Here is a 12,461-nt window from a genome sequence, read left to right as displayed (position 1 = left end):
GCGATATGCCTGTGAGTCATAAATATGACGCACAGGCATATCGCTCATCGCCATCGCACAGGCATGGGCATCACCCTCAGTGAAGGCGCCGGCCAGGAGAGCACTGCGGTTGAGGGCGGCTCCGCCGGCAGCTCAGGGGTGCTCCATCACCAGTACCGCGAAGGTGCCGGGCGCCAGCGCCTCGTACCGGTGCGGGGCGTCCCCCGGGAACGTCGCGTAGTCGCCCGGGCCGAGTTCCACCAGGTCGGACTCCGGGCCGACCCGCATCCGCCCGGCGGCGACCACGATGTGTTCGACGCTGCGGGGGGTGTGCGGCTCGGCGACGCGGACGGCGCCCGGCTCCAGCTCCATCACGTAGACGTCGCGCCGGCCGTGTGCCGAGCCGGCGGCGAGCAGGGTGGCGGTGAAGTCGGCGTGCTCCGAGCGGACCCGGGGACCCTCGCCGGCCCGGATGACCCGGACGCTGGCCGGCGGTGGCTCGACCAGCCGGCTGAACGGTACGCCGAGGGCGACACCGAGCGCCCAGAGCGTCTCGACGCTCGGATTGCCGACCCCGGATTCGAGCTGCGACAGGGTGGACTTGGCGATGCCAGCACGGCGGGCCAGCTCGGTCAACGACAGACCGGCCCGGTCGCGCTCGCGGCGCAGGGCCGCCGCGATGGTGGCCAGCGGGGGAGTGTTGTCCACGCGTTGTTCGCTCCATCGTTCTCTTTGTTCGGTTTGACGAACGTGTCGAGGCTGTTCATCATAATGAACCATGTGTACGGCTGACCGAACACCCGACGCCCGGATGCTCCGCGACGTCGCCGCGATCGGCGCGGCGATGGTCGCCGTCGGCGCCTCCTTCGGCGCGGTCGCGGTGGCCGCCGGCCTGCCCGCCTGGGCGACCGTGGCGATGTCGGTGCTGGTCTACGCCGGTGGCGCGCAGTTCATGGCGGTCGGGCTGGTGGCCGCCGGCAGCCCGCTGGCCGCGGTCCTGGCCGGGCTGCTGCTCAACGCCCGGCACCTGCCGTTCGGCCTGACCCTGGGCGACAGCCTCGGCCGCCCGCGCTGGCGGCGGCTGCTCGGCAGCCACCTGATGACCGACGAGGCGACCGCGTTTGCGCTGGCCCGACCTGCCGGCGGCGCGCGCCGACGCGCGTTCTGGCTCGCCGGGACGCTGCTCTTCCTAGCCTGGAACGCCGGCACCCTGCTCGGCGTGCTCGCCGGCGGCGCGGTCGGCGACCCGGCCATGCTGGGGCTGGACGCCGCCTTTCCGGCCGGGCTGATCGCCCTGCTGCTGCCGACCCTGCGCGACCGGGTGACCCGTCGCGTGGCGCTGAGCGGCGCGGGGGTGGCGGTGCTGGCGACCCCGGTGCTGCCGGCCGGGCTGCCGGTGCTGCTCGCGCTCGCCGCCCTGGCCGTGCCGGCCCTCCGCCGGCACCGCCCACCCTCCGCCGACCCGGCCGCTCCGAGCGGCGCCGCGGACCCGCCCGCCGCCATCGGCGCCGCTGTCCCGCCCGGGGAGGCCGTTGCCGCCGGGTCGGGGACGCGGGGCCGGGCTGCAGTCCTCCGGGAAGCAGGGCCGTCGGGGCCGACCCGCCGGACGGAGGAAACATCGTGCTGATCGTGGTGATCCTCGCCCTGGCCGCCGGCACATACGGCTTCCGGGTGGCCGGGGTGCTGCTGCGCGACCGGCTGGACCTGCCCGAGTGGTCCCGGCGGCTGCTGCCGGTCGGCGCTGCCGCCTTGCTGGCGGCGCTGGCCGCGACCGCCGCACTGACCGAGGCGGGCGGCTTCGCCGGCTACGCCCGGCCGGCGGGCGTGCTGGTCGGGGTGCTGCTCGCCTGGCGGCGGGCACCCTTCGTCCTGGTGGTGGTCGCGGCGGCCGGCACCACGGCGCTGCTGCGCCTGGCCGGGGTCCAATGACCGGAGCCCCTCCCCACGATGGCGGGAAGGGGCTCGGGAGGGACCGTGCGGGTCAGATCTTGTCGCCGATGTTGACCTGCGGCGCGGGCGCCCGCATCCGGCGGAAGGTGATCGAGCGCATGATCGCGTAGAGGTAGAGCGACCCCATCCGCTCGCCGCTGTTCGGGAAGCGCTCCCGGACCAGCTTCTTGATCTTGCGAGAGATCAGGATCGAGTCGATCACCACGCCGAGGGCGAGCGCGCCCCAGACGATGTTCGAGGCCAGCCGGATCGCCGGCGGCATGGCCTGGTTGGAGCCGATCAGCACGATCAGCGCGCCACCGAAGAACCAGGTGCCGACGGTACGCCGGGAGTCGACCACGTTGCGGGCCAGCAGCCGCTCCGGGCCGCGGTCGCGCGGGCCGCCCTCGCGGCGGAACTCCGCCGCCGCCTCGGCGCGGGCCAGCCGGCGCTGCTCCCGCGCCTCCTCCTTGGTCAGCGGCTTCGTCGGCCCGGCGGGGCGACGACCGGCGACCGGCCGCTTCGGGGTCTCCCGGCCCAGTTCCTTCTTGCTCGGGGTGTAGCCCCGGGCGCGCGTGGAGGGCTGCTCCTCGGTCACCACGACGGTGGCGGAGGAGTCGGGGTCGGCGGACTTGCGACGAAACAGCGACGGCACGAGGTGAAGGGTAGCCAAACGACGGCGCCCGGTGCACATCACGGTGCACCGGGCGCTCGTTCGGAGCTGGGTGAGTTCGGTTACGGCCGCTCGACGTGCGCGCCCAGGCTGGCCAGCTTCGCCTCGAAGTCCTCGTAACCGCGGTTGATCAGGTCCACGCCGTACACCCGGGAGGTGCCCTCGGCGGCGAGCGCCGCGATCAGGTGGCTGAACCCGGCGCGCAGGTCCGGGATGACCAGGTCGGCCGCGTGCAGCTTGCTCGGCCCGGCGATCACCGCGGAGTGCTTGAAGTTGCGCCGGCCGAAGCGGCACGGGGTGCCGCCCAGGCAGTCGCGGTAGACCTGGATGTTGGCGCCCATCGTGTTCAGCGCCTCGGTGTAGCCCAGCCGCTGCTCGTAGACCGTCTCGTGGACGATCGACAGGCCGCGGGCCTGGGTCAGCGCGACGACCAGGGGCTGCTGCCAGTCGGTCATGAAGCCCGGGTGCACGTCGGTCTCCAGCGCCACGGCGTTGAGCTCGCCGCCCGGGTGCCAGAACCGGATGCCGCCCTCCTGGCCCGGGTCGCCGAGCTTCGGCGCGCGGGCGTCGGTCACCTCGTACGCGCCGCCGACCGAGCGGAAGATGTTCAGGAAGGTCATCATGTCGACCTGCTGGGCGCCGAGCACCTCGACGTGCCCGCGGGTGGCCAGTGCCGCCGCCGCCCAGCTCGCCGCCTCGATCCGGTCGGGAATCGGCCGGTGGGTGTAGCCGCTGAGCCGCTTGACGCCCTGGATCTCGATCACCCGGTCGGTGTGGACCTTGATGATCGCGCCCATCTTCTGCAGGATGCAGATCAGGTCGATGATCTCCGGCTCGACGGCGGCGTTGCGCAGCTCGGTGACGCCCTCGGCCATCACCGCGGTGAGCAGCACCTGCTCGGTCGCGCCCACGCTCGGGTACGGCAGCGCGAACTTGGTGCCGTGCAGCCCGTTCGGCGCCGACAGGTGCAGCCCCTCCGGGGTCTTCTCGACCGTCGCGCCGAACTCGCGCAGCGCCTGGAGGTGGAAGTCGATCGGGCGCGGCCCGATGTGGCAGCCGCCCAGGTCCGGGATGAAGGCGTGCCCGAGCCGGTGCAGCAGCGGGCCGCAGAACAGGATCGGGATCCGGCTGGAACCCGCGTGCACGTTGATCTGGTCGGTGCTGGCGCTCTCGACGTTGGCCGGGTCGAAGACCAGCTCGCCCTCCTCCGCGCCGTCGGTGACCTTGACCCCGTGCAGGCCGAGCAGCCCGCGGACCACCTCGACGTCACGGATGCGCGGCACGTCGAACAGCCGGCTGGGGGTGTCGCCCAGCAGGGCGGCGACCATCGCCTTCGAGACCAGGTTCTTCGCGCCGCGCACGCGGATCCGCCCTTCCAGCGGCGTGCCTCCGTGTACGACCAGGACGTCGTCGGTCAACGCAACCTCCAGCGCGCGTCGGGTGGTGCTGTGTCGAGGGTGGGTCGGGCTGTCCAGCTCTTGCCGGCTGTTCAGCTACCCGGAATGGGACCGGCGCAAAACGGTCCGCGATGTCGTCGCCCCGGCAGCATAGCCCTCGGTGACGAAAATGGAATCGGTCACATCGCCAGGCACGGAACGAACCGGGGATTCCGGTACGTTTCCGTACCAGCGATGTGACCGTGGGTGATCAGCTGGCAGTGGGCGGCGGGGTGTCCGCGCCCGGCAGGGCGAGCATCTGGTCCAGCGCCACCCGCGCGTGGTGCGCGGTGTCCGGGTCGACGGTGATCTGGTTGACCACCCGCCCGGCGACCAGTTCCTCCAGCGCCCAGACCAGGTGCGGCAGGTCGATCCGGTTCATCGTCGAGCAGTAGCAGACCGCCTTGTCCAGGAACATGATCTGCTTGTCCGGGTGGGCCAGCGCCAGCCGGCGGACCAGGTTCAGCTCGGTGCCGACCGCCCAGGCCGAGCCCGCCGGAGCCGCCTCGATGGTCTTGATGATGTATTCCGTGGAGCCCACGTGGTCGGCGGCGGTGACCACCTCGTGGCGGCACTCCGGGTGCACCAGCACGTTGACCCCGGGCACCCGCGCGCGCACGTCGTTGACGCTGTCGAGGGTGAACCGGCCGTGCACCGAGCAGTGCCCCCGCCAGAGGATCATCTTCGCGTCGCGCAGCTGCTGCGGGGTGAGCCCGCCGCCCGGCTTGTGCGGGTCGTAGAGCACGCAGTCGTCCAGCGACAGGCCCATCTCCAGCACCGCCGTGTTGCGGCCCAGGTGCTGGTCGGGCAGGAAGAGCACCTTCGACCCCTGCTGGTACGCCCAGTCCAGGGCCCGCTTGGCATTCGACGAGGTGCAGACCACGCCGCCGTTGCGCCCGACGAAGCCCTTGATGTCCGCCGAGGAGTTCATGTACGTCACGGGGACGGTGTCCGCCGCGACGCCCAGCTCGGTCAGCACGTCCCAGGCGGTCTCGACCTGCGACAGCACCGCCATGTCCGCCATCGAGCAGCCGGCGGCCAGGTCGGGCAGGATCACCCTCTGCGCGTCCGAGGTGAGGATGTCGGCGCTCTCGGCCATGAAGTGCACGCCGCAGAAGACGATGTACTCCGCGTCCGGCCGGGCGGCCGCCTCGCGGGCCAGCTTGAACGAGTCGCCGGTCACGTCGGCGAACTGGATCACCTCGTCGCGCTGGTAGTGGTGACCCAGCACGAACACCTTGGTGCCGAGCGCGGCCTTGGCCGCCGCCGCTCGGGCCACCAGGTCGGGGTCGCTCGGCGCCGGCAGGTCGCCCGGACACTCCACGCCACGCTCGGTGGCGGGGTCGCTGCCGCGGCCGAGGAGCAGCAGCGCAGTGGCGGTGTTGGAGGGTTCCACCCAGGTCGAAGTCACGCCTCCCATGGTCCCACAGCGTGGCTGCCGTGCAGCCTCTGCCGGTGTGGGCTGCCACACTGCCAGGCATGCGCGTGCTGCTCTGTCCGGACAAGTTCGCCGGCACCCTCGCCGCTCCGGAGGTCGCCGCCGCCGTCGCCGAGGGCTGGCGGGCCGTCGCCACCGGCGACGAGCTGCTGATCCGACCGCTCGCCGACGGCGGGCCGGGCTTCGTCGCGGTGCTCGCCGACGCCCTCGGTGGGCGGCGGATCCCGGTGCCGACCGTCGACCCGCTCGGCCGGCCGGCCGCCGGTGAGATCCTGCTCACCGACGATGGCACCGCCTACCTGGAGAGCGCCCAGGCCTGCGGGCTGCACCTGCTCTCCGCCGCCGAGCGGGACCCGAAGGCGACCACCTCGTACGGGCTGGGGACGCTGGTCACCGCGGCCGTCGAGCACGGGGCGCGCACGGTCGTGGTCGGGCTGGGCGGCTCCGGCACCAACGACGGCGGGGCCGGCCTGCTCACCGCGCTCGGCGCGACGCCGCTGGACGACGCCGGCCGGGCCCTGCCGTACGGCGGGGCGGCGCTGGCCGCGGTCGCCACCCTCGACGGCGCGCCCCGGCTGCGCGGGGCCACCCTGGTCGCCGCCACCGACGTCGACAGCCCGCTGTTCGGGCTGCATGGCGCGAGCAACGTCTACGGCCCGCAGAAGGGCGCCACCAGGGCGGACGTGCTGCTGCTCGACGCCGCGCTGGAGCGCTGGGCGGCGGTGCTCGAACGGGACCTGCCGGGCTGCCCGCCCGGACTGGGCACGCTCCCGGGCGGCGGCGCGGCCGGCGGCCTCGGCGCGGCGATCCTCGCCCTGGGCGGACGCTGCGAGTCCGGCATCGACCTGGTGACCCGGGCGATCGGGCTGGACGTCGCCCTCGACGCCACCGACCTGGTGATCACCGGGGAGGGGTCCTTCGACCACCAGTCGCTGCGCGGCAAGGTGGTCGCCGGGGTGGCCGGGGCCGCCCGCGACCGCGGAGTGCCCTGCGTGGTGCTGGCGGGACGGGTGAGCACGGGGCGCCGGGAGGCCGCCTCGGCCGGCGTCACCGAGACGTACAGCCTGGTGGAGCACTTCGGCGGGGAGGAACGCGGCGGCGTCGAGGCGGCGATGAGCCGCCCGGCCGAGGGGCTGCGGGCGCTGGGCGCCCGGCTGGCCCGGCAGTGGAGCCGCTGAACACCCGGCCGGAGGCGCCGCCGCCGATTCGGTCGCGCCGGCTCCGGTCGCGCCGGTCCGGGGCATGACACCACCACGAGCGTGATACCTCAGAGGCATATTGATGCCTCTGAGGTATCACGCTCGTTCGGAAACGGCCGTGCCGAAGAGACACGTCGGGATGCCGGGGTGCGCGGCGCGGTGCCGCCCCGGCGCGGACCTGCGGCGCGGGTGACGACCGTCCGGTCACGCCCCCGGGCCGCGCCGGCCGGGACGGCGTACGATCGGATCTGGACCACACCGGGAATCACTGGACGACGCGCGACGTTGGCCAGTGCGTCCGGACCCATACCGCGCAGGGAGATTTCCACGTGACCACGCCAGCGCAGACCGAGTCGACCGAGGCCAAGGCCCCTACTTCCGTCGTCCTCACCGACGTCGCGGCGCAGAAGGTCAAGGCCCTGATCGAGCAGGAGGGCCGCGACGACCTGCGGCTCCGGGTCGCGGTGCAGCCGGGCGGCTGCTCCGGCCTGCGGTACCAGCTGTTCTTCGACGAGCGGTCGCTCGACGGTGACGTCGTCACCGACTTCGACGGTGTCGAGGTCGTCGTCGACCGGATGAGCGCCCCCTACCTGGCCGGCGCCACCATCGACTTCGCCGACCGGATCGACGCCCAGGGCTTCACCATCGACAACCCCAACGCGGGCAGCTCCTGCGCCTGCGGCGACTCGTTCAGCTGAGTCGACCAGCACCTGTGTCCGGCGGGGCCGTCCTTCGGGGCGGCCCCGCCGCCGTCTGTGCGGATCCGCCGGAGGTGACGTCCGGATGAGCGGCGGGTGGCGCATTGTCGACCGACCCTGGACCGGCTCCCCGGGCGGCCCGGTAGGCTGACCGGCGCCGTGCTCCCGACCCCGAGGGTTGACATGAAGATCGCCGTGACCGGCTCGATCGCGACCGACCACCTGATGAGCTTCCCCGGTCGCTTCGCCGACCAGCTCATCGCCGACCAGCTGCACAAGGTGTCGCTGTCGTTCCTCGTGGACGACCTGGTGCTGCGTCGGGGCGGGGTGGCCGCCAACATCGCCTTCGGCATGGCGCAGCTCGGGCTGAGCCCGGTGCTGCTCGGGGCGGTCGGCGCCGACTTCGCCGACTACCGCTCCTGGCTGGAGCGGCACGGCGTCGACTGCGAGTCGGTGCACGTCAGCGAGGTGGCGCACACCGCCCGGTTCGTCTGCACCACGGACACCGACATGTGCCAGATCGCTTCCTTCTACGCCGGGGCGATGAGCGAGGCCCGCAACATCGAGCTGTCCCCGGTCGCCCAGCGCCTCGGCGGTCTCGACCTGGTGCTGGTCAGCGCCAACGACCCGGAGGCGATGATCCGCCACTCCGCCGAGTGCCGGGAGCGCGGCTACGCCTTCGTCGCCGACCCGTCCCAGCAGCTCGCCCGGATGGACGGCGCGGACGTGATCGGCCTGATCGACGGCGCCGACTACCTGATGACCAACGACTACGAGAAGTCCCTGCTGCAGAGCAAGGCCGGCCTCACCGACGAGCAGCTGCTCGACCGGGTGAAGGTGCGGGTCACCACGCTGGGCAAGGACGGCGCCGAGATCGCCGGGCGGGACTTCGGGACGATCCACGTGCCGATCGCCCGGGAGATCCAGGCGGTCGACCCGACCGGCGTCGGCGACGGCTTCCGGGCCGGCTTCTTCGCCGCGCTCTCCTGGGGCCTCGGCCTGGAGCGGGCCGCGCAGGTCGGCTCGCTGCTGGCCACCCTGGTGCTGGAGACCGTCGGCACCCAGGAGTACGACGTCCGCCGCGACCTGTTCGTCAAGCGCCTGGCCGAGTCGTACGGCGACGCCGCCGCCGAGGACGTGCGGCCGCACCTGCTGCCGTGAGGCCCGTCCTGGTCGCGTTCGCCGGCCTGCCGGCGGTGGGCAAGAGCACCCTCGCCCGGCGGGTCGGCGTGGCGCTGGGCGCGCCCGTGCTGCCGGTGGACCCGGTCGAGCGGGCGCTGGCCCACCACGGACTGGTCGGCGACGTGCCCGGGATGGCGGCGTACCAGGCGGTGGCGGGGCTGGCCGAGGTGCAGTTGGGGCTCGGCCTGGCCGTGGTGGTCGACGCGGTCAACCCGGTGGCCAGCGCCCGCGGCCTCTGGCACGACCTGGCCGAGCAGGCCGGGGTGCCGCTGCGGCTGATCGAGGTGCACTGCGGCGACGAGGCGGAGCACCGCCGCCGGGTCGAGGCGCGGCTGCCCGCCGAGCCCGACCCGCTGCTCCCCACCTGGGACCAGACCCTGCTCCGCCGCGCCGAGTACGAGCCGATCATCGGTCCCCGCCTGGTGGTCGACACCGCCGTGGACCTGGACCCCCTCCCCGCCATCCTCGGCTACCTGACCTGACCCCGGGCGCGCCCCGCGGGCAGGTCTCGGGGTGGGGGAGGGGTCAGTCAGTGGGTGCGGCGGACGTCGTAGGCGGTGGTGTCGGGGTGGGCGGCGACGAAGTCCTGGGCACGCATGCGGCACCAGGCCGGGATGTCGACGGCCGCGGCCGGGTCGTCGGCCAGGACGCGCAGCACCGCGCCGACGGGCAGCTCCGGCAGGCGACGGGCCAGCGCGATGACCGGCAGCGGGCAGCGCTGGCCCCGGCAGTCGAGCACCTCCGTGGGGTCGGTCACAGCCCCACCACCCCCGCCTCGGCGCGCAGCTCGGCGACGATCCCGGGCAGCTCGGCCAGGAACCGCTCGACGTCCGCCTCGGTCGTCTCCCGGTGCAGCGAGATCCGCACGTTGCCGTGCGAGAGCACCCCCATCGCCTCCAGCACGTGCGACGGGCGCAGCGTCGAGGAAGTGCAGGAGGAGCCGGAGGAGACGGCGAAGCCGCGCCGGTCCAGCGCGTGCAGCAGCACCTCGCCGTCGACGTAGAGGCAGGAGAAGGTGACCAGGTGGGGGAGCCGGTCGACGGGGTCGCCGACCACCTCCACGTCCGGCACCTCGGCCGCCACCCGGGCCCGGATCCGGTCCACCAGCGGCGCCAGCCGGGCCGCCTCGGCCGCGGCGTCGGCCGCCGCCGCGCGCAGGCTCGCCGCCGCCGCCACCACCGCCGGCAGGTTGACCACCCCCGGGGTACGCCCCGACTCCCGCTCGTCGGCCGGCCAGGGCGACTCCCACCGGGTGCCCTTGCGCACCACCAGCAGTCCCACCCCGGGTGGCCCACCCCACTTGTGCGCGCTGGCGGTCAGCACCGACCAGCCGGCCGGCACCGGCGCCCGCCCCACCACCTGGGCCGCGTCGACGTACAGCGGGACACCCGCGTCGGCGCACTCGGCCGCCGCCCGCGCCACCGGCTGGACGGTGCCCACCTCGTGGCTGGCGGCGATCAGCGCCGCCAAGGCGACCCCGGGGGCGCGTACCGCGTCGGACCAGGCGGGCAGGTCGAGCCGGCCGAGCCGGTCCACCGGCACGGCGACCGCGGCGCCACCACCGGCCACGTGCCGCTCGGCGGCGTGCAGCACCGCGGAGTGCTCGATCGTCGAGTGCACCAGCGTCGCCCCGACCCGCCGCCGACCGGCCAGGCCACCCAGCACCGCCCCGTGCGCCGCGGCCGTACCGCTGGGGGTGAAGGAGAGCTCGTCGGCGCGGACGCCGAGCGTGGCGGCGGTGGCCTCGCGGGCGGCGTCGAGGAGCTGGCGGGCCCGGCGGGCCTGGGTGTACAGCCTGGCCGGGTCGGCCCAGCCGTCGTCGAGGGCGGCCAGCAGCGCCTGCCGGGCGACCGGGTGCAGCGGCGCGGCGGTGGCCGCATCCAGGTAGACGGGGGTAGGGCTCACGACAGCCCACGCTATCGGGTCGGTATGCCCACGAGCCCCCCGATGGGGGCGCACAGTGACCCCAACACGGTCGAGCCCGTCATGGTCGAGTAATCTGCGACCGTCGGTGACGCCTTTGCCGTCGGTGCTTCAGGGAAACCCACCGCGGCGCGCTAGGGAGGCAGGACCAGGTGGTCGCAAGGAGTTCGGAGGTACGGCCCTCGGCCGTACGGCACAGCGCTTCCCCAGGAGCCGATGGGCGCCGGCGGCGTGGTGCTGGTCGACTCGCCGGGCTCGGTCTCGGCGGAGCGGCGCTGCTGGTTCTGCTCACCGGCTGCAACGTCGGCAGCTCGGTCGACGGTTTCGGCTGGCCGCAGGGCGGCATCTCGCCGGAGTCGCACCGGATGTACGACCTGTGGATCGCCTCCTGCATCGCCGCCCTCGCGGTCGGCGTCTTCGTCTGGGGCCTGATCTTCTGGTGCGTCGTGCGCTACCGCAAGCGGGGCAACGAGCTGCCGGTGCAGACCCGGTACAACCTGCCGATGGAGTTCCTCTACACCATCGCGCCGATCCTGATCGTCTCCGTGCTCTTCTACTACACGGCGGTCGTGCAGACCGACGTGGTGCGGATTACGAAGAACCCCGACGTGACCGTCGAGGTCGTCGCGTTCAAGTGGAACTGGCAGTTCAACTACCGCGACGGTCAGGGCCCCGAGGCGAACACCGTGGCGTCGGTGCTGGGCACCAGCGAGGTCATCCCGGTGCTGGTCCTGCCGACCGACCGGTCGATCCGCTTCGAGGAGACCAGCCGCGACGTCGTCCACTCGTTCTGGGTGCCGGAGCTGCTGTTCAAGCGGGACGTCATGCCGGGCAACATCCGTAACGTCTTCGAGATCTCCAAGCTCGAGTCCGAGGGCGCGTACGTCGGCCGGTGCGCCGAGCTCTGCGGCAGCTACCACGCCTTCATGAACTTCGAGCTGCGCGTCGTCTCCCCGGAGAAGTACGACCAGTTCCTGGCGGCCAAGCGGGACGGCAAGTCGACGCAGGAGGCGCTCAGCGCCATCGGCGAGGACCCGTACGCGTCGACCACCACGCCGTTCAAGACGCGGCGCAACACCGCCAACTTCAACCCCGACGACGTGTCGGCCGGCGCGGGAAGCTGAGGGATCAGGCATGAAGACCGAGTGGCGTATCTTCCTGGTCATCGCCGCGTTCCTGTTCGGCGTGACGGTGCTCTACGGCGCCTGGACCTACGGCGACGGCGGCCGGGTCGAGTGGATCGGTACGGTGGCTCTGCTGCTGTCGTTCCTGCTCTGCACGATGTGCGGCGGCTTCTTCTGGTTCGTCTCCCGCCGCATCGACCTGCGGCCGGAGGACCGGCCGGACGGCGAGATCGCCGACGGCGCCGGCGAGATCGGCTTCTTCAGCCCGGGCAGCTACTGGCCGTTCGGCCTGGCGCTGGCCGCCGCGGTGGCCGGCCTGGGCCTGGTGTACTGGCAGTTCTGGCTGGTGGGCCTCGGCCTGGTCGCGGTCATCTTCGCCGCGTGCGGCCTGCTCTTCGAGTACTACACCGGCACCCGGCGTACCGCCGAGCACTGATCTGACGGCTTCGCCCGTAGGCCCGCGTCCCGCTCCGGGACGCGGGCCTACGCGTGTTTCCGGCCCCTTGCGTCGTCCACGACATCAGGTCGACAGGACGGGACGCAGGCCATGCGGTCGCCGGTGGGCCAACGGCCCGGCAGCACGGCGAGCGAGAGCGAGCGAAAGTGGGCGGTGCTGCGGGTCAGGCCGCGCGGCGGTCCGACCGGGATGTCGCCCGCGGGCGCCGGTCGGCCAGGCGCGGGGCGTGAAAGGCGAAGGTGGCGATCAGCACGGCCGCGCCGCAGCCGGTGCAGATCAGCTCGGGGCAGTCGAAGTCGTGACCGTCGACGCAGGGCGGGACCTCGAACGGCTGCACGCCCTCGCAGGTGTCGCAGTAGAGCTCGCGGTCCGACACGGGCGTCTCCTCTCGCTCCGGTGCCCGCCGAGGACCATCGGAGCCAT

At 73.3% G+C, this 12,461-nt stretch carries 15 protein-coding genes; 8 read left to right on the top strand and 7 right to left on the bottom strand.

Features of this window, described 5'->3' with window-relative positions; genetic code table 11:
- Positions 1 to 132: 132 nt before the first annotated feature.
- The gene (locus ACTWM8_RS22325) at positions 133 to 687 is read right to left on the bottom strand and encodes a helix-turn-helix domain-containing protein (RefSeq protein WP_377610345.1); all 555 of its coding nucleotides are present in this window, start codon (positions 685 to 687) and stop codon (positions 133 to 135) included.
- Positions 688 to 757: 70 nt separating this feature from the next.
- Between ACTWM8_RS22325 and ACTWM8_RS22320 the strand changes: the two genes are divergently transcribed.
- Both ACTWM8_RS22320 and ACTWM8_RS22315 read left to right on the top strand, forming a co-directional pair.
- Positions 758 to 1,606 carry an AzlC family ABC transporter permease gene (locus tag ACTWM8_RS22320; protein ID WP_446210731.1) on the top strand — a complete coding sequence of 283 codons (849 nt, stop codon included), beginning with the start codon at positions 758 to 760 and terminating at the stop codon, positions 1,604 to 1,606.
- A complete protein-coding gene (locus ACTWM8_RS22315; protein WP_377610348.1) occupies positions 1,600 to 1,908 on the top strand; it encodes an AzlD domain-containing protein in 309 nt (102 codons plus the stop codon). The genes ACTWM8_RS22320 and ACTWM8_RS22315 overlap by 7 nt, the downstream gene beginning before the upstream one ends.
- 52 nt (positions 1,909 to 1,960) lie before the next feature.
- Here ACTWM8_RS22315 and ACTWM8_RS22310 read toward each other — a convergent pair whose 3' ends face one another.
- From ACTWM8_RS22310 to nadA, 3 genes are all read right to left on the bottom strand, one after another.
- Positions 1,961 to 2,602, bottom strand: coding sequence for a DUF3043 domain-containing protein (locus ACTWM8_RS22310; protein ID WP_446210730.1), 642 nt, complete (start codon positions 2,600 to 2,602; stop codon positions 1,961 to 1,963).
- A gap of 41 nt (positions 2,603 to 2,643) precedes the next feature.
- The gene (gene murA, locus ACTWM8_RS22305; protein WP_088961029.1) at positions 2,644 to 3,999 is read right to left on the bottom strand and encodes a UDP-N-acetylglucosamine 1-carboxyvinyltransferase; all 1,356 of its coding nucleotides are present in this window, start codon (positions 3,997 to 3,999) and stop codon (positions 2,644 to 2,646) included.
- Between the two features lie 229 nt (positions 4,000 to 4,228).
- Positions 4,229 to 5,428, bottom strand: a complete 1,200-nt coding sequence (gene nadA, locus ACTWM8_RS22300; protein WP_446210729.1) for a quinolinate synthase NadA — start codon at positions 5,426 to 5,428, stop codon at positions 4,229 to 4,231.
- Positions 5,429 to 5,496: 68 nt separating this feature from the next.
- Between nadA and ACTWM8_RS22295 the strand changes: the two genes are divergently transcribed.
- The 4 genes from ACTWM8_RS22295 (at position 5,497) to ACTWM8_RS22280 (ending at position 9,016) form a co-directional block, all read left to right on the top strand.
- On the top strand, positions 5,497 to 6,633 hold the full coding sequence (locus ACTWM8_RS22295) for a glycerate kinase family protein (protein ID WP_446210728.1): 1,137 nt from the start codon (positions 5,497 to 5,499) through the stop codon (positions 6,631 to 6,633).
- A gap of 350 nt (positions 6,634 to 6,983) precedes the next feature.
- The gene (gene erpA / locus ACTWM8_RS22290; protein WP_179801104.1) at positions 6,984 to 7,352 is read left to right on the top strand and encodes an iron-sulfur cluster insertion protein ErpA; all 369 of its coding nucleotides are present in this window, start codon (positions 6,984 to 6,986) and stop codon (positions 7,350 to 7,352) included.
- 183 nt (positions 7,353 to 7,535) lie between these two features.
- Positions 7,536 to 8,513 (top strand): carbohydrate kinase family protein, encoded by a 978-nt coding sequence (locus ACTWM8_RS22285; RefSeq protein WP_446210727.1) that lies wholly within the window; start codon positions 7,536 to 7,538, stop codon positions 8,511 to 8,513.
- On the top strand, positions 8,510 to 9,016 hold the full coding sequence (locus tag ACTWM8_RS22280; RefSeq protein WP_446210726.1) for an AAA family ATPase: 507 nt from the start codon (positions 8,510 to 8,512) through the stop codon (positions 9,014 to 9,016). Before ACTWM8_RS22285 ends, ACTWM8_RS22280 begins: the two co-directional genes overlap by 4 nt.
- A 47-nt stretch (positions 9,017 to 9,063) precedes the next feature.
- Here the strand turns inward: ACTWM8_RS22280 and ACTWM8_RS22275 are convergent, their stop codons facing one another.
- Together ACTWM8_RS22275 and ACTWM8_RS22270 are read right to left on the bottom strand one after the other, a co-directional pair.
- On the bottom strand, positions 9,064 to 9,291 hold the full coding sequence (locus ACTWM8_RS22275; protein WP_088961034.1) for a sulfurtransferase TusA family protein: 228 nt from the start codon (positions 9,289 to 9,291) through the stop codon (positions 9,064 to 9,066).
- Positions 9,288 to 10,439, bottom strand: coding sequence for a cysteine desulfurase family protein (locus tag ACTWM8_RS22270; protein ID WP_446210725.1), 1,152 nt, complete (start codon positions 10,437 to 10,439; stop codon positions 9,288 to 9,290). Before ACTWM8_RS22270 ends, ACTWM8_RS22275 begins: the two co-directional genes overlap by 4 nt.
- A gap of 170 nt (positions 10,440 to 10,609) precedes the next feature.
- On the opposite strand from ACTWM8_RS22270, the gene ctaC reads away from it, so the two are divergent.
- Both ctaC and ACTWM8_RS22260 read left to right on the top strand, forming a co-directional pair.
- Positions 10,610 to 11,581, top strand: coding sequence for an aa3-type cytochrome oxidase subunit II (ctaC, locus tag ACTWM8_RS22265; protein WP_446210724.1), 972 nt, complete (start codon positions 10,610 to 10,612; stop codon positions 11,579 to 11,581).
- 10 nt (positions 11,582 to 11,591) lie between these two features.
- The gene (locus tag ACTWM8_RS22260; protein ID WP_446210723.1) at positions 11,592 to 12,017 is read left to right on the top strand and encodes a cytochrome c oxidase subunit 4; all 426 of its coding nucleotides are present in this window, start codon (positions 11,592 to 11,594) and stop codon (positions 12,015 to 12,017) included.
- Between the two features lie 184 nt (positions 12,018 to 12,201).
- Here the strand turns inward: ACTWM8_RS22260 and ACTWM8_RS22255 are convergent, their stop codons facing one another.
- Positions 12,202 to 12,414 (bottom strand): hypothetical protein, encoded by a 213-nt coding sequence (locus ACTWM8_RS22255; protein ID WP_446210722.1) that lies wholly within the window; start codon positions 12,412 to 12,414, stop codon positions 12,202 to 12,204.
- Positions 12,415 to 12,461: the final 47 nt, after the last annotated feature.

The organism is Micromonospora sp. IBSANI012, assembly GCF_052814045.1.
This window is presented reverse-complemented; position numbering and strand designations above follow the sequence as displayed.